Raw genomic sequence first — 17480 nt, forward strand, 5'->3', positions numbered from 1 at the left:
AAGGTAGGTTTATCAGTTGATACACATTAATAAAGTTGGAGAACTGACAGGCGTTACAGTAAGGACACTGCGTTATTACGATAAAATCGGATTATTAAAACCAGCATCCAAAACAGAAGGTGGCCATCGTTTATATACAAATGAAGAAATAAAAAAACTACAGCAAGTTCAATTTTTAAAAAAGGTTGGATTTCCGTTACAAGAGATTAAAAATATGCTCGACTTCAACAAATGGGATTGGTCGGATAGTTTACAGAGTCAATTATCTTATGTCATAAAAGAGCAGGAAAATTTAAAGAAAATAGAATTATCCTTACGGGAATTGATAAATGGAATTGCGATAGAAGGAGAAGAAAGCTGGATTGCGATTCAGAAGATTATGCAATTATCCAGCAAAGATAAAGATATACAACAGTATTATCGCGAATCAATATTTAAAGAAAAAGAAATACAGCTATTGGAAAAGGTTCCGAAAATGGCAAGTGACTGTTCTGATTCACTTGAATGGATTGCTCTCATCGGCCAGTTAAAGCGTTATATGAAGGATGGCCCAAAAGCAACAAAAGTTCAAAATATCATGAGAAGAATGGAGGAAAAACGCTTAGAAGAATTTGAAGGTGAGGATGAATTTCTAAATAAGCTTTTGGAGATAAGGATGTCTCCAAAACAATCAGAAAAACTTAGTTTATATCCAATTGATCAAGATGTGCTTCAGTTTATGAACGAGGCATATGCCATTTTTATGACTGAAAAAAATAATCCTGAGCCGAAATAAGGGGGCATGAGCGATGGATACAGAACAACTTCTCCTAATAGGCGGATTGGCTATATTGGACACGTTAAGCCCTACTACAATAGGAGTAACAATATATCTACTTTTAACAGATAAAGAGCGTCTTACGAAACGTTTATTCGTTTATTTATTGACGGTAGCTGGATGTTATTTTGCTGTTGGAATTTCACTCATGTTAGGATTAGATTTTTTGTTTAAGTTTATTTCTGGCGTATTTCAAAACCGAATCGTAAGCTGGTCGTTCTTTATTATTGGAGTCATATTATTCATCGCAAGCTTCTATATTCCATCTAAGAAAACTTCAGAGATCCCTTCACCAAAATCAAAAAGTATTTTTTCAATGATTGCGCTAGGATTCACTACTACATTAATTGAAGCGGGGACTGCATTTCCTTATTTTGCAGCAATTGGCATACTTACTACTTCTAATCTATCATGGATAGAATGGTCTTCTATTTTAGCAGGATACAACTTTATTATGGTACTGCCCTCTCTCGTGCTGTTTCTCTTCTATCTCCTATTTGGTCGATGGATGCAAAAAACCCTCGAGAGACTTCGAATGAAAATCGCTAATAGTACAGGATCAGCTCTGTCATGGATTATGTGTATAGTTGGCCTCCTCCTAATATTAAATAGCCTGAATTATTTATAGGGTGTTTTACCAAAGTATTAGAAAAGATCTTATTAGCTCAAAAGTGATGTTAAACGAATTAGAGAATTTACAATAAGGAAGGGATTATTATGCTTGAAATTACTAATGTAGAAGAACTTACACTTACACCTACAAGCTCAGGCCACACCAATCCTTCTTTTACAGGCAGTTACTCTCCCTTCCCTCTTCCTCATATTCATCTAATTTTGATGCAGGATAAAATTCGTATTCATCCAATTCGTAATTATTTCTTCCAGCTGCGGATGAAGTGGCTTATCTGCTCCTTCCACATAAATCTTTTTAAATTCCAACGCTTTAAAATTACCTTCGAAATATTTCAAGGTATGATCCATATTTTTTATTACATGTACTTCAGAATCACCTTTCACATAATCACCAATTCTCTTCGCTTTTTCAGGATTTGCCTGAAAGTCTTTATCACCAGCAATTGCTAGTACTGGACATGTTACTTTTATTAAATCTTTATAAATGTCATGCTGAAAATGCTCTCTAAACCACTTTGCATTCATTGGCTTAAAACCAATTTTCACAATATCTTTTTTGGAGTTTATCATTTTCTCTGTTGCTTTTTGCGCCTGCTTTTCTCCTCGTTTCTCAATATTGAGAAGACGCATTAACTTTCCTTTTATTCCTTTTTGCTCTTTTAACTCCTTATAAATAATCTCTCTTTGTCTTTTCGTAGCTTCTTCTAAAGATTCCGCAGCTCCTGTAAGTAATATGAGTCCATTAACTGGCGTTCTTGCGTTTACTACAGTTGCTAACATACACCCTTCACTATGACCAACTAAAATGATATTTTCCGAATCAACAAATGGCTGTTCTTTTACATACGTAATCATAGCCTCTATGTCATTAACTAAATCCCACATTCCAGTCTTCTGAAATTCCCCTTCACTCTTTCCTACCCCGCGCTTATCAAAGCGGAGCGTTACTACTCCAAGTCTCGCTATTACATGTGCTAAATCTTTGTAAATATTCGACGCAAGCTTTAACGGTACAATCATTCCATCACGATCAATTTCTCCAGATCCAGCAATAATGACAACCGCAGCATACTTCCCGTCAGCTTTCGGTTTAGTAATCGTACCGAGCAAGGTAAATTCACTATTTATCGCTACTTCATATTCGTCAAAGGTCATTATTTTGTCACCCCTCTATTCTTTTATATCCAATTTAAATTTTAAACTTGCTATTATATTTTTGTACTCTCTTACATCTTTCATCGGAGCGAAAACTGGATTCTCTACAATACTTTGTAACATGCTTCGCTTTATAATCTCTTCACTTCTAACCGTTTTAGCACCGAGTGGAAATTCTGCAAACCATTCATCAATCGCATCAAAATAGGAATCGCCATGTAAATGCAGGCTATTTACTGTGAAACTAGCTGCACAAACTGTTGCGTATTTCTGCAACATTTCTAATGCTCTTTCAAAATTTCCTTGCATACAATAGACTTGTGCAGCAGCATAGTATACTTTCAAGGTCATATTAGGGTGTAATGTTTCTATTTCATATATATCTATTAATATGAAAGCTCTATTTAAGATTATCTCTACCTTTTCAGCGTTTGAAGCATTTACTACTACATAATTCGGTATTGTCGCAACGAGGTGTATTAAATGTTGGTACATACTAATTTGCATCATTTCATTCGCCTTCTCAGCATTTCCAAGCATTTGATATGCTTGTGCGATTAAATCCTCTTCTGGAAAGTTAGGTCGTATCGTTTCGCCAAGTAATTGAAGCACCTCATTTGGTCTATTGAGTATAAGATAGCAAGTTGCTTGAAACGATACCGCCTCTTTCACAAGAGAAACATCATCACTTTCTTCCTGCACCCTGCTAAAAAGAGACATTGCCTCTTCTAAAATTTCAATTCTTTTATCCGTATCCTTTGTTAACATATGGTGGTTAATAAAAAGTAGTCCCATTTGAAGTAATAATGGAAAACAAGAATAATATTTTTTAATTATTCCCCTGCACTCCATCATTACTTCATCAAACGGTTCTTCACTAAAAGCTTCCGCTAGTCTATGATATAAATCCCTAATATCTCCCTGTTCCATTTGTGGTGTATAACAGATTAGTTCATCTATACTTATATTAAAGTACGATGCTAACAGTGGTAAAAATGTAATATCCGGATAACTCTGCCCTGTCTCCCATTTGGAAACAGACGCCTTCGTAATACCGATATACACTGCTAACTCTTCCTGCGTAATTCCCTTTTCTTTTCTCTTATCCGCAATTATTTTATGAATATGAATCTCTCTCACTGTATCACCTCTTACTTTTATTATATGTACTATATTCTATACAAAATATGGATTTAAAGTCGACTTTCGTTAACAAAATCAACTGTTAGGAAACATCTCTCTAAAATCAAAGGCAGGAACATATTTGTGATATGTTCCTGCCTTTTTATTGTGGGATCCGATACATAGCCATCTAGCTAAGATTTTGAAGTACTTCAAAATCAAACATTTCATCTCATCACAGTTTTCTATGGGAATCCAGTTAACAGCTTATTTGCATGATTTTCGTTAGCGGAAGTTAAATATTAATTTAATGTTATCAAAAACATTTATGTTTACATTCAAAAAAGTTAAACTTCTGACAAGGCAGAGGTGCTTGTGTTAAACATCCTGTATGTGCTTATATTCAATAAGTTGTTGACCACTAGCATCTACTCTAACGGTAATTTCATCAATACCATAGCCAATATGTGGTCCATAATAGGGGGAAACTCGTACTTTCACATCATAAGCTCCCCCAATACCATATAATTGTTTAATATTCATAATCTCAGTATCCCATCCTGCCCAAGATGGGATACCTTTTGTAGCATCATTATAAATTTCTGTTAAAGCTTTATCAATTGATGGACTGAGGCTTCTTATTAGAGCATATTTCACCATATCATTATCTGGTTCTTTTGCATTTGCTTGAAAAGAGAATGTAGAGTAAGAAATGATGAACATTAAGATACTTAGTACAATTAGAATTTTCTTCATAATATCACCTAAAATTATTCTGTCCACCTTGGCTAATATTATTGTACTAACACATACTTTAGTTTGAGTGAGATAAGAAAAAATAAAGAAATTCTATTGCATACGATATACATTTAAGGTTAACATAACGTCCTATTATCAGGAGTCAATGTATTATTTTAGAGACTATCAAAAGCCCTCCAGTTTAATTGATCTGGAGGGCTCTTATGTTCATATAATCAAGTGTTATCGGAAGTAAATACATGTGTTTTGCTTAACATTAGATAGATGAAATAAGGGAATTAAGCACTGATTTTAATTGTTCTCTCGTCGTAGAATCTAAGATTTCTGCTTTACTATTAATCTTGGTTCCTACGACACCAATTTGTAAAGTGCTTTCTTTTGGGATATTTGCTTCAATCATTTGTAATGTGAGCATTATTGATTCGTGTGCTTTATCTCCACCTGTAATACGTGAAGAAGCACTAATAACAGCTACTGGTTTATTCATAAATTCTCCCGATGATACAACCCAATCAAGAGCATTTTTTAGAACTCCTGGAACTCCCCTTGCATATTCAGGGGTACAAATTATTACACCATCAGCTAGTTTAAGTTGTTCACGTAAGTCCTTAACTGAAGCAGGAGGATCATCTGTATCTGCTTCAGGACTAAAGTATGGGAGATGTTCCAATCCTTCATAAAATTGAAAATCAATATTTTTCGATTTCAGATTAGAAATAGCATATAAAACGTTTGTATTAGAGGAATTCTTCCGTAGACTTCCTGAAATAGCGAGTATTTTCATTCTGTTTTCATTCATAGTATCATCCATTCTATTAACTACAAATTTGTTTTTAAATTCCTTAATATTCCATCCGTCATAATTATACTGTTTTTGAAGTGTCGTGTTCAACTAATTTGCTTCATCAGTTGAATAAAGAACCCTGTATATTTTATACATGTTAAATTAACATAACGTCTCATTATCAGCAGCAATGAAAAAGGAGAACCCTGCTCTCACAAGGGAATCTTCTTTCTTAGTTCTATGAATCTATACATTTTTTATACATTCCTATCCTAACGCGGTTTTAGTGTTCTTGTTTGTTACTGGATTAGCTAAAAAACTGTATAAAATCTTGCATACTCTTAGCGTAGGAGTTCCCCAAAATACTGGTCCCCCATACGTGCTTTCTTATGGGTATTTCTTGAACCCCCATTAAACACTCTCCCGTCACTTGTCTATCTTTAAGAGTAACTCTGCTTGTTTATTTAAAGTCCTCGCACCGAGGCTTTGTCCCCCCTCCCAAAGCCAAACAAACGATTCAGGTTACATGCTTATCTCAAACTGAACATTCAATCTTTATTCAGTTTGTAAATAAAAAGGACAATCAGCCCCATAATGGACTAACTATCCTATAAATTATTATCTAAATTCAATAAAACTAGAACTTCTTTTCCTATGTATCATTATTTCGTTATTTCACCAAACTGCGCTCTCGTCACTTTCGCCAAGTCATCCACTTTCAGCTCAATTTGTATACCAATTTTCCCGCCGCTCACTATGATCGTTTCAAGATTTTGAGCACTCTCGTCAATACATGTAGAAAATAACTTCTTCATTCCGACTGGTGAACAACCACCGCGAATATATCCTGAAACTTTCGTAATATCTTTTACAGCAATCATTTCAATTTTCTTTTCACTTACTGCTTTTGCGGCAGCTTTTAAATTTAGTTCCTCATCTACCGGAATAATAAACACATGATAATTTTTACTATTTCCTTGAGCGATTAACGTTTTATATACTTCTCTCACTTCTCGTCCAATTTTCTCAGCTACTGATACGCCATCAATTTTTCCATCGTCTGGATCATATGACATCATCGAATATTCAATTTTCTCTTTATCTAATATTCGCATCGCATTAGTTTTATCTTTTTTCATAACTGTCTCCTTCAAAGGTTATTTCATATTATTAAGTTTTATTATATTATACACCCTTTTCCATTTCTCCTACTTAACTTCACATTTTTGTAGATATATTTATGCATCATCCTACTAAGATTTTATTTCCCATTAAATTCAAACTCACATAAAGAAAATCGACATCGAGCCTTCAAACGGAAGGCTCGATGTCAATTTTACATTTAACGTCCAAACTCTTTATTAAATATTTTATCCCTGCCTGTATTGACTTCTGGACCTACTGCATTAATAGCAGTTACTAAAATATGTTCTCCTCCAATAGGTCCACCCACCCTTGTTTCAAATCCAAAAGTCCCACCAGCATGCCCCCAATACGATTGCCCGTCGGGTGTTTTGTCTTCATAAACTCCTAGTCCAACCTTACCTATAGGTGAATCTACTGTTGTGAACATCTGATCCATTAGCTCTTGATTTAAAAGCTTTCCACCCAACAGTGCACTGAAGAATGTAGTCAAATCTTTCACTGTTGAAACCATATCTCCAGCTGCATTTGCCCATGACTGATTAATTTCTGTCAAATCATATAAACGACCTGATCTATCCATATTATATCCATTAGCATGCTTACCCGGTATGTGCGAACTTGCTTCCATTACGAATGTCTCTTTTAACCCGAGCGGTTCAATAAATCTTTTTCTAATTTGCTCAGCATACGTATCTCCTGTTACCTTCCGAATAATTTCCCCGGCTATAACAGTATTTGTATTTGAATAGTCCCAGCCCTCCCCTGGTGCAAATACAGACGGCTTTGCAAGTGCTAAACTTATGAGCTCATCGGTACTATAATAACGAAATGGGTTTTGAGGCAATGTAATATCTCGCATATCTAAATCAGTATATGCTGCAATCCCACTTGTATGGTTTAATAACTGACGAATTGTAATTTTACTCCCATCATATCCGTTACCCTTTACAACTCCCGGCAACCATTTTTCAACTGTATCATCAAGGTTTAATTGTTTCTCTTCAGCCAATTGCAGTACAACAGAAGCAGTGAATGTCTTCGTTATGCTTCCGATACGGAACGAAAAATTCGGTTCTACAGGGCGTGGCATCTCGTAACTAGCTGTTCCGGTAGCATACGACCAACGCTTGCCATCCTTTAATCCGCCAGCTATAACACTTGGAATTTTTTTATTCGTTACTACTTGATCCATTACATTTTGCACTTCTTCTCGATGTTTACTTTTCTTTTCCTTATCTGTGGGTTCCTTTTTTGATTTTGCCGCAAATTCTGAAGCTAAAATATTATTAATCTGTTTCTCTGCCCCTAATACATTAATATTTATCGAGATAACATGTTGACCATCTTTCGTTCCACCAGCAAAGTTAGTAAAACCAGGAATACCACCACCATGTCCCCATACTTCAGTACCATCTGGCAATTTTGTTGCGTGAATACCAAGTCCATACTTTCCTAATGGGGTATCTACTGTGTTAGTCACCATCTCCTTCTGCATTTCGGGTGTCAGTAATTTCCCACCTAATAAGGCACGGAAGAACGTTGTCATATCTTCTCCTGTCGAAATCATTTCACCACTAGCATTAGCAAACGATGGATTAAACAAAGTAATATCTACTAATTTATCTCCCATATTTAAATAGCCACGTGCATTTTTTTTCGGAATATCCATTGAGCTTCCAGGAAGAACTGTTTCTTTTAAACTAAGGGGTTCCATAATTCGTTTCTTTATCTGCTCAGCATACGATTCTCCGGTTACCTTCTGAATAATCAATCCTATAATAACCATGTTTGTATTCGAGTATGACCAGCCTTTTACTGGTTCTAATTGTAGGGCACGAGAAATTAATTGTTCCGCTGTATACTTCTCGCTTGGATTCTCTATTAATTTCTCTTTAAGATCTGGAGTCAAGTAATCAGCAATTCCGCTTGTATGATTTAATAGTTGGCGAATCGTAATTTTGCTGCCATCATAGTCTTTCCCTTTTATAAGTCCCGGCAACCATTTCTCTACCGTATCATCAAGACTTAACTTCTTTTCACCCGCAAGCTGTAATACTACTGTAGCTACAAAGGTCTTCGTTGTGCTCCCAATTCTAAAAGCAGAATCAGCATCTACTTTATGATTTCTCTCAATATTACCTTCACCAGAAGCATACGCCCAACTTGCCTCTCCATTTTTCACAGTAACAATAACTCCCGGAACATTCTTTGCATCGGCAGCTTTATCGATAACTTGTTCAATTGATGTCCTTGTGTTTACCGCATGTACGTTTTCGTAAGAAGGTATCGCTAACGCTCCAACCAATATTGCCCCTGTTAAAGTAAGGGATGTTCCTTTTTTTAAGATAAATGACTTCATTATGCATCGCTCCTATTATTTTATATTTTTCTGTTGCCTCACTCCCTCACCTTAACTTCAATATTGTTAAATAACATAGTGACAAAACGTTTTAATTTACTTATTACGCTTTATGCAACTATGTCATATAAAACATGTGACAAACTGTCAACTGCTTCATATGACATACTTTATTGACTGTCTTTCTATTGACGATTTCAGAGATATGTTACATGATGAATCTGAATCATTGATAATTAATCTTAAAATACAAGTAGGTGCTTAATTTATGTTCTCATTCACAAAAAAATGGATTTGGTATGACTGGATATTTGTGCTCATACGAACATTTTGGCTAATTGTTATCATCGGCGCTAATTTTATGTTTCCAACATCCATTCATACATCAAGTATGATTGTGCTTTCTCTCACTTTTGTCGTTTACCTTATACCATTAATTATTCGATATAAGAAACCAGAATGGTACCCTGCATTCGATATTATCACTGCAGGTTGTTTTTATCTTTACTTAGCATCCGTAGCTCCAAATTTACTTTGGTCTTTCATTTTACTCGTAATCATTATTGGACTATGTAGTAATCAAAATAATTATATATGGAGCGGTATTTTTTGTGGATTTGCATTTCCACTATTGAATGCTTGGATTGCCAACCAACTGCCATATGAACTAATCGTTAGTTGTAGTCTCGGTTTTGCCATTGGCATTTCTTTTAATATATTAATTCAGTATCATAAGCAATCTCGAATTATTGAAGAGCAAAAACTACTATTAGAACAACATATTAAAAGAATTGAAGAGCTTACTTTAATAGAAGAGCGTAATCGACTGTCACATGAACTACATGACACAATTGGTCATACACTTACTTCTCTCATCGCTGGCGTCACATCACTAAGATCATCAGTACCGGATTCACAGTTTGAACGAATTGATTCGCTTATCAGCATTGCTCAGCATAGTCTAAATGACATTCGAAAGCATCTACACGAACTATCTCATAATCCACTTAGTAATTCATTAAGTGAATCACTACAACAATTAACAGAAGAATTTATGAAATCTACAGGTACAACCGTTACATTTCGTGTGATTGGAAACGAGACTCTTGTAATGCAAAAAGTGAATTTTTGCCTATATCGTTGTCTTCAAGAGTCGTTAACAAATGCTGTTCGGCACGGTAAAGCGAGCAACATATCCGTTCAACTACATTTCGACGGACAACAACTTCGATTGCAAATTGAAGATAACGGGATTGGAATGAAAGAAATTCAATTTTGCTTTGGACTCAGTGGAATGAAAGAGCGACTTGAACAAGTTCAGGGGACATTATCTCTTCATTCTAATGTTGAACAAGGAACATGCGTTGTTTGTAATATTCCATTACAAACAAAACCCACAAATGACATAATTCGCTTATTGGTCGTTGATGATCAGGCACTTATTACAAATAGTTTAGAGAAAATTTTAGAGCACCAAACTGATTTTATTGTTGCTGGTAAGGCGTACGATGGATCTGAGGCATTAAAATTATGTGAACAATTACAACCTGACATTGTACTAATGGACATTCAGATGCCAGAAATGAATGGTATTGAGGCTTTGCTAGAGATGAAGCGACGTTGGCCTAATATAAAGATTGTTCTTATGACAACATTTGAAGATTCCTTACAAGCAGCAACTGCACTCGAGCATGGAGCTGAAGGTTACATGTTGAAGTCTGTTCATCCGCAAGAAATGAAGGAGGCCTTGAAACTTATTTATAACGGTGGAACTTGGATTGACCAATCGGTTGCTACACGCATTTTTGAGAAAATGAAACTTCAACGTGAGCAATTAGCGAAAATCAAATCAACTAAACAAACTTATCCATATGGACTTACAAAACGGGAAATGGAAATTTTAGAACATCTATCAAACGGATTACGCTATAAATCCATTGCTGCTAAGCTATTTTTATCTGAAGGAACAATCCGTAATTACTGCTCAAATCTCTATTCAAAGCTAGGTGTTAACAATCGTGAAGAAGCGATAAAAATGGCACGAACAGAAAACATCTTGTAAGCAATGTGAAATGAATACATTTCGCTTCAAAACTAAAAATATTGATAATTCTAAAATCATCTGATATAATTTGGAAAAACTTATGTTAAGGAGAGATTTCTAATGCAAAATTTTAATACGTCTTTCCAACTTCATCATCATACGTAACGCCGTGTATCCGAAGAAAAATTTTTCTTCGTGGGTACAGGGCTTTTCCTGTTGACCCACGAAGCGTTCATAAAGCTATGTGGGTATTTTTATACCCATATAGCTTTTTTTAATTTAAAAAAGGAGTGATTAAGATGGAAATGAAAAACGTAAAAGGAACAAAGGACTATTTACCAGAGGAACAAGTACTACGAAACAAAATTAAAAGAGCGTGTGAAGACACGTTTGAACGATACGGATGTAAACCGTTAGAAACACCAACGTTAAATATGTATGAGCTTATGTCTTACAAGTACGGCGGTGGCGATGAAATTTTAAAAGAAATATATACGCTTCAAGATCAAGGAAAACGTGCCCTTGCCTTACGCTATGATTTAACAATCCCATTCGCAAAAGTCGTAGCGATGAATCCGAACATCCGCCTCCCTTTTAAACGGTATGAAATTGGAAAAGTATTTCGAGATGGACCAATTAAACAAGGGAGATTTCGTGAGTTCATTCAATGTGACGTTGATATAGTCGGTGTAGAATCAGTCATGGCAGAAGCGGAACTTATGAGTATGGCGTTTGAACTGTTCCGAACGTTAAACTTAGAAGTAACGATCCAATATAATAACCGAAAATTGTTAAACGGTATTCTTGAGTCCATTAACATCCCTACTGAACTAACGAGTGACGTTATTTTATCATTAGACAAAATCGAAAAGATTGGGATTGATGGTGTACGAAAAGATGTATTAGAGCGCGGAATTTCTGAAGAAATGGCTGATACGATATGTAATACCGTATTATCTTGTCTAAAGCTTACAATTGCTGACTTTAAAGAAGCTTTCAATAACCAACTCGTTGCCGACGGAGTAAACGAACTACAACAATTACAGCAATATTTAATCGCCCTCGGAATTAATGAAAATGCTATATTCAATCCGTTTTTAGCGCGAGGACTGACAATGTACACAGGTACCGTATATGAAATCTTTCTAAAAGATGGCTCGATTACATCTAGCATCGGTAGCGGTGGTCGTTACGATAATATTATTGGCGCATTCCGCGGTGATAATATGAACTATCCAACAGTCGGTATTTCATTCGGTTTAGACGTTATTTATACAGCACTATCACAGAAAGAAACGATATCATCTACAGCGGATGTATTTATCATCCCGCTTGGGACAGAATTACAATGCTTACAACTTGCCCAGCAATTACGTTCTACCACTTCCTTAAAAGTCGAACTCGAACTAGCAGGACGCAAATTAAAACGTGCCCTTAATTATGCAAATAAAGAGAATATCCCTTATGTGCTTATTATTGGTGAAGAAGAACTTAGTACAGAAACCGTTATGCTGCGGAATATGAAGGAAGGTAGTGAGGTGAAGGTTCCGCTTTCTTCTTTAAAAGACAATACACTAAATAAGTATTTTAATACGCCTACTACGTTATGATTGTGAAGTGTTTTCAAAATGTAAATGTTATAATAAAAAACTCCATTAAAAATAATGGAGTTTTTTCGCACAATTTAATTTTGTTTAAATATAAATGTCTGTTTATACTTTCTTTCCGCCTCACAGTCTTTTTGTCCATTTTCCAACGCTTTAGAAGGCTTTTCTTGCCAAGTTATAATAACTTCAAGTTCATTAGACTGAACGGATATAGGAAAATTCGCATGATTAAAAGCAACTTCTTTACTTAACACATGATCTTTTTTAGAAGTGAAAAGTTCATACTTCGTTTGAGAATCTGGTTCATTTCGAAATACTTCAATGGTTACATGATAAGCGTCCTTCCCAATATCTTGAACCTCGAAACCATACGTATCAAAAACATCCTTTTTAGATGTAACTAAACCAGTTTTTTTATCAGGTTGCTTAATTTCTATTTTCCATCGATCTGACGTTTGAGAAATCGGTAACTGCTTTGGAGAAAAAGCATGAACAGTGAAAGAACTTCCAATTACGAAACAAAATATGCATAAGAACGAAAAAAGCATTTTTTGCATTATGATAACCTCCATTGTTTTAAGTTTTGAATTACTGTTCCCTAAAAGCAATGGATATATTATCCCTTAAACGAAAAGCACCTTCATCCCTTTATAGAATCTCGTATACAAGTTTTTAAACAACTGAGATTAACTTAATAATCTAGTCAAATATTTTTCACTTACTGTCTGATCAATGTGGATAACGTCCCTTCCCCTTATTGAGTTGGTTTTTCTAATTTATAGATAACCAATAATTAGTTAACATAAAAAAATTACATTCTACTAAAATCTACAAATATATAATATCCAATTACCTATTATTTTTGGTAATATATAGATATGAATTATTTTAGGAGGATTCACTTTGAAAACCTACATCCAAGCACTAAAGTGGACTACAGGGATCTATCATCTTTTATTACTTCCTTGTTATTATTTATTTCTAAGTCACGTTAACCTATATGGGATACCTTTACTTCTATTGATTGTGTTACATATCACTACTATTTTATTAGCTAAAAAAGTAGACATGAATACGTACCCTCATTATATCGGCATTATCGTTACTCTAGTTGCCTTCTTTCCTTATATAGTAATCGTTCTACATATTATAGCAGCCATTTTCCTTTTATTAGATGCGGCTTCTATGAATGCAAAAAAAGTGTATGATTCATAACAGGATAAAATGAAACTTTAATCAGTAGAGTTTTGAAGTCGGTTAGCAAATTGCAAAATTTACACAATAACTTTATTGCTAACCCCCAAAAAGGATTTACTTTTTAAGTAAATCCTTTTTCAAATTACTCTCCTTACCCCAGACTAATAAAAGAATATTCTGTTTTATTTTTATAAAATTCTAAATATTTACAATATAACTTAATTATCATACATTTTATGTATGTAAAAAAACTAAGTGTAAAGGAGATGAATTCATGCTAAAAAAATTGATAGTAAGTGCAGTGGTAGCCATTTCATCATTAACTGTAGGATTGGGATCAGTATCAGCTAGTACCGAAAAGGATTATTCGATTACCTCTTTTGAATATGTAACTGTAGATGAAAAGACTGTAGATTCGTTTAACCAATTGGATGCTCCACCAAAGGAAGACGTAAAAATAACGTTAGTTCTACCGAAACAAAATCAAAATGGAGACTGGTTATCTTATGGATTTTCGAGCAAAGAAAGTTTAGAGTCTTTTATTAAAAAAGATAAACAAAGGTTGAATCATACAATCACTCCCCTTGGGGTTGGCGGGAGCGGACCTAATAGTACAGACTTCTATGAACATGCAAATAAAGGTGGCGAGTATTTTTCTCTTAGTAGTGGTTTTAAAAATTTGCCTCCTAGTTGGCAAAATAGAATTTCTTCCGTAAGTACAGCATCCCCTACTGCTAGCTATTCAACAACGCTATGGGAACGTACTTCAACTGAAGGATATGGAAAAGGTGTTGTTTTTAAACACGCTGATTGGTATGGCAAAACTGTAAACTTGCATGACTTTGCAATTTCAGCAGTTGAAGTTAAAAAGTAAAAAATATAGAAATAAAAGGTGTCTTCACATATGGAAAACACCTTTTATTTCTACAACTCTTAACTATTATTTTTCGTATTTCTACTCTCCAAAACTTTCTCCATATTATGAGTTGCCCATTCCATCATTAATAGAATCATTGGACGTAGTGATTCACCAAGCTCCGTTAACGAATATTCTACTTTTGGCGGCACTTCACGGTATACTTCACGATGTATAATGCCATCTGCTTCAAGTTCTCTCAGCTGCAGTGTTAACATTCTTTGTGTGATATTAGGTTTTAATCTTTTTAATTCATTAAATCTCTTTGTACCATCTAATAAATGATACAAAATAACCCCTTTCCATTTTCCGCCAATAACCTCAACCATAGCTTCCACTGGACAAGAATACTTATTTAAAAATGGGTAATTTATATTATTTTCGTTTGAACAATCCATCATAAGTCTCTTCCCTTACCAATAGTATCTTTTTTGATACTATAACACATAAATGTGCGTACTTGTATCTATGTTACTTTAAAAATATAATTTACTTACAAAAATAAATTAATGAAAAGAGGAACTTTTATGACAAATACAAAACAAATTACAAAAGAGAAAATTATGGAGGCTTTCCATTTCAGACATGCATGTAAAGAGTTCGATCCTATGCACAAAATTTCAGAAGAGGATTTTCATTTCATTTTAGAAACAGGCAGATTATCTCCTTCTTCTTTTGGTTATGAACCTTGGAAATTTATTGTCGTACAAAATAAAGAATTAAGAGAAAAACTACAACCTTATTCATGGGGCGCTAGTGGGCAACTTGCAACAGCTAGTCACTTTGTCATTGTTCTTTCAAGAAACATTAAAGATATGCATTATGATGCAGAGTATATTAAATATATGATGAACGATATTATTGGATTACCTGAAGACACTCAAAAAATCAGATATGAATTCTTCAAAAAGTTCCAGGAATCCGATTTTAACTTGTTACAATCGGATCGTGCTGTATTTGATTGGGCATCTAAGCAATCTTATATTGCTTTAGGTAATATGATGACGAGTGCAGCTCAAATCGGCATTGATTCTTGTCCAATAGAAGGATTTGATAAAGAGAAAGTAGATTCTTTACTTCGTCAAGAAGGTATTATAAAAGATGATAATCTTGAAGTATCTGTTATGGTTGCCTTTGGTTACCGTAAAGAAGAGCCAAAGCGTGATAAAACAAGACAAACTATGGATACAATTGTTGAATGGATTAAGTAATATAGCACTCACAAATAAAACTCCTTCTAGCTAAATACTTATTCTATTGAAGAATCAGTTGTTTTTCTAATGTATGAAATTGATTTTTCATGGAAAGATATGTTAGTATGTATGCAGTTTGAGCGCTCTATTTTTTAGAGTCGAACAGGAGGAGAATGGATATGTCTGATATTGAAGTTGGCGAAGTGTTTACTCTCAGTGATGAGAATAATGAGGATCAGGAAGTAGAAGTACTTGGAGCGATGGATGTCGAAGGCGCAGAATATATTGCAGTTGCCTTCGTAGAAGACATTCAAACAGAATCTGAGGAAGACATTGATATTTTCTTTTTAAAAGTAGAAGAAGATAATGAGTTTTCATACATTGAAAATGATGAAGAGTTTGATAAAGTATCTGCTGCTTTTGATAAAATTTTGGACGAGCAAGAGCAAGAATAATAAGAATGAAAAACACGAGGGTGGATGCATATCCGCCCTCTTTTTATTTATCCCGCTATTCGCCGGGCAGTAAGACTCCCACCTCAAAATTCGGCAAATGCGGAGGAGTTAGGTGGGAGATCAACTGCCCGTAAAAGCCCAATTGGTGAGGGCTGATAATCAGTGTGGGATGGACAAAACCCCCACTGATTAAAGTTTCACTTTATCACTCACCCAAAGACTTATGCAACAATTCCAGTACATCTTTCATCACAAAAGGCCCGTCTTTTTTCACATGCTCAGCGAATTCAGAAACGAGACGTAATGTTCTTACACTTTCAATTGGATGCTCGCCTGATGCACTTTCAGCAGAAAGCATAACTGCGTTCGTTCCGTCCAGTACAGCTTGAAACACATCAGTTACCTCAGCCCTTGTTGGAATAGAATGATCTACCATAGATTGAAGCATTTGTGTTGCTGTAATAACATATGTATTCGTTCGATTACATTCCTGAATCATCATTTTCTGCAAGAGCGGAATAAATTGATACGGCAACTCTACTCCTAAATCACCCCTTGCAATCATAATTCCGTCTGCTTCTTTACATATATCTTGAAAATTATCGATCGCTTCCATCGTTTCTATTTTGGCAATTACATTAGGTGATGTTTCTTTATACTGTTGTATAAAATCTCGTATTTCTTTTATATGACTAGGTTTCCGTACGAAAGAACATGCGATAAAATCAACATCCTCTTCTAAAAGAAACTGAATGTCTTTTTTATCTTTCTCTGTAATAGCTGGTAAACTAACGATTGCCCCTGGTAAGTTCACCCCTTTATGAGATGAGATATTACCACCTGTTTTGACCTTTGTTTCTATTTTATCCGCGCTTACCGTTTCAACGATTAACTCAACTTCTCCATCATTAATTAAAATTCTACTTCCAACTTTCACATCATTCGTGATTCCTTCATAATCAACACTTGCTTCTCTATTGCTCCCTGTAACTGCTTGCGTATGTAAAATAAAAGAATCTCCCGCCTGAAGTGTAATTTGTTCTCCTTTTACTTCACCTAACCTTATTTTAGGACCTTGTACATCGCCTAAAATTTCAATAGAATCGTCTAACGATTTGACTAAACGAATGATGTCTTTATGACTTTCATGCGTGCCATGTGATAAATTCAAGCGCACTATTTTCATACCATTGTTTATTAACTGTGCTAACGTTTCTTTATTATTACTTGCTGGCCCAATTGTACAAACTCGATCTATTGTCATTTTTATCACCATCCTTTTTCGTTAGGCTT

Annotated in this window: 17 protein-coding genes; 8 read left to right on the forward strand and 9 right to left on the reverse strand. The window is 34.8% G+C overall.

Features of this window, described 5'->3' with window-relative positions; translation table 11 throughout:
* Positions 1-16 precede the first annotated feature (16 nt).
* Both DN392_RS12080 and DN392_RS12085 read left to right on the forward strand, forming a co-directional pair.
* On the forward strand, positions 17-775 hold the full coding sequence (locus tag DN392_RS12080; RefSeq protein ID WP_149238023.1) for a MerR family transcriptional regulator: 759 nt from the start codon (positions 17-19) through the stop codon (positions 773-775).
* 13 nt (positions 776-788) lie between these two features.
* Positions 789-1445 carry a GAP family protein gene (locus DN392_RS12085; RefSeq protein WP_088321396.1) on the forward strand — a complete coding sequence of 219 codons (657 nt, stop codon included), beginning with the start codon at positions 789-791 and terminating at the stop codon, positions 1443-1445.
* Positions 1446-1645: 200 nt separating this feature from the next.
* Here the strand turns inward: DN392_RS12085 and DN392_RS12090 are convergent, their stop codons facing one another.
* From DN392_RS12090 to DN392_RS12115, 6 genes are all read right to left on the reverse strand, one after another.
* Positions 1646-2605 carry an alpha/beta hydrolase family protein gene (locus DN392_RS12090; RefSeq protein WP_064469118.1) on the reverse strand — a complete coding sequence of 320 codons (960 nt, stop codon included), beginning with the start codon at positions 2603-2605 and terminating at the stop codon, positions 1646-1648.
* Between the two features lie 15 nt (positions 2606-2620).
* Positions 2621-3745 carry a helix-turn-helix domain-containing protein gene (locus DN392_RS12095; protein ID WP_088321397.1) on the reverse strand — a complete coding sequence of 375 codons (1125 nt, stop codon included), beginning with the start codon at positions 3743-3745 and terminating at the stop codon, positions 2621-2623.
* Between the two features lie 360 nt (positions 3746-4105).
* Positions 4106-4483 (reverse strand): DUF3888 domain-containing protein, encoded by a 378-nt coding sequence (locus DN392_RS12100; RefSeq protein WP_088321398.1) that lies wholly within the window; start codon positions 4481-4483, stop codon positions 4106-4108.
* Between the two features lie 259 nt (positions 4484-4742).
* Complete coding sequence (locus DN392_RS12105) at positions 4743-5285, reverse strand: NADPH-dependent FMN reductase (protein ID WP_061672886.1); 543 nt, start codon at positions 5283-5285, stop codon at positions 4743-4745.
* Between the two features lie 647 nt (positions 5286-5932).
* The gene (gene ybaK / locus DN392_RS12110; protein WP_061672717.1) at positions 5933-6409 is read right to left on the reverse strand and encodes a Cys-tRNA(Pro) deacylase; all 477 of its coding nucleotides are present in this window, start codon (positions 6407-6409) and stop codon (positions 5933-5935) included.
* A gap of 203 nt (positions 6410-6612) precedes the next feature.
* Positions 6613-8775, reverse strand: coding sequence for a serine hydrolase domain-containing protein (locus DN392_RS12115; RefSeq protein WP_048560009.1), 2163 nt, complete (start codon positions 8773-8775; stop codon positions 6613-6615).
* Between the two features lie 268 nt (positions 8776-9043).
* On the opposite strand from DN392_RS12115, the gene DN392_RS12120 reads away from it, so the two are divergent.
* Positions 9044-10837: a hybrid sensor histidine kinase/response regulator transcription factor gene (locus DN392_RS12120; protein ID WP_088321399.1), complete on the forward strand. Its 1794-nt coding sequence runs from the start codon at positions 9044-9046 to the stop codon at positions 10835-10837.
* A 281-nt stretch (positions 10838-11118) separates the two neighbouring features.
* Positions 11119-12429 (forward strand): histidine--tRNA ligase, encoded by a 1311-nt coding sequence (locus tag DN392_RS12125; protein ID WP_061672721.1) that lies wholly within the window; start codon positions 11119-11121, stop codon positions 12427-12429.
* Positions 12430-12503: 74 nt separating this feature from the next.
* Here the strand turns inward: DN392_RS12125 and DN392_RS12130 are convergent, their stop codons facing one another.
* Positions 12504-12983, reverse strand: a complete 480-nt coding sequence (locus tag DN392_RS12130) for a hypothetical protein (RefSeq protein WP_061672723.1) — start codon at positions 12981-12983, stop codon at positions 12504-12506.
* A gap of 346 nt (positions 12984-13329) precedes the next feature.
* Here DN392_RS12130 and DN392_RS12135 point away from each other — a divergent pair, with 346 nt between their 5' ends.
* Both DN392_RS12135 and DN392_RS12140 read left to right on the forward strand, forming a co-directional pair.
* A complete protein-coding gene (locus DN392_RS12135; RefSeq protein ID WP_088321400.1) occupies positions 13330-13641 on the forward strand; it encodes a hypothetical protein in 312 nt (103 codons plus the stop codon).
* A gap of 256 nt (positions 13642-13897) precedes the next feature.
* Positions 13898-14497, forward strand: a complete 600-nt coding sequence (locus tag DN392_RS12140; protein ID WP_061672724.1) for a hypothetical protein — start codon at positions 13898-13900, stop codon at positions 14495-14497.
* A gap of 59 nt (positions 14498-14556) precedes the next feature.
* Here the strand turns inward: DN392_RS12140 and DN392_RS12145 are convergent, their stop codons facing one another.
* A complete protein-coding gene (locus tag DN392_RS12145) occupies positions 14557-14937 on the reverse strand; it encodes a winged helix-turn-helix transcriptional regulator (protein ID WP_000340656.1) in 381 nt (126 codons plus the stop codon).
* Between the two features lie 129 nt (positions 14938-15066).
* Here DN392_RS12145 and DN392_RS12150 point away from each other — a divergent pair, with 129 nt between their 5' ends.
* Complete coding sequence (locus tag DN392_RS12150) at positions 15067-15750, forward strand: NAD(P)H-dependent oxidoreductase (protein WP_000185618.1); 684 nt, start codon at positions 15067-15069, stop codon at positions 15748-15750.
* Between the two features lie 155 nt (positions 15751-15905).
* The gene (locus tag DN392_RS12155; RefSeq protein WP_002008111.1) at positions 15906-16187 is read left to right on the forward strand and encodes a DUF1292 domain-containing protein; all 282 of its coding nucleotides are present in this window, start codon (positions 15906-15908) and stop codon (positions 16185-16187) included.
* A 205-nt stretch (positions 16188-16392) separates the two neighbouring features.
* On the opposite strand, the gene DN392_RS12160 is transcribed toward DN392_RS12155, so the two are convergent.
* A complete protein-coding gene (locus tag DN392_RS12160; protein ID WP_088321401.1) occupies positions 16393-17463 on the reverse strand; it encodes a pyruvate kinase in 1071 nt (356 codons plus the stop codon).
* Positions 17464-17480 lie beyond the last annotated feature (17 nt).

Origin of the sequence: Bacillus sp. BB51/4 (assembly GCF_008368845.1) — a bacterium.
GTDB lineage: Bacteria > Bacillota > Bacilli > Bacillales > Bacillaceae_G > Bacillus_A > Bacillus_A wiedmannii.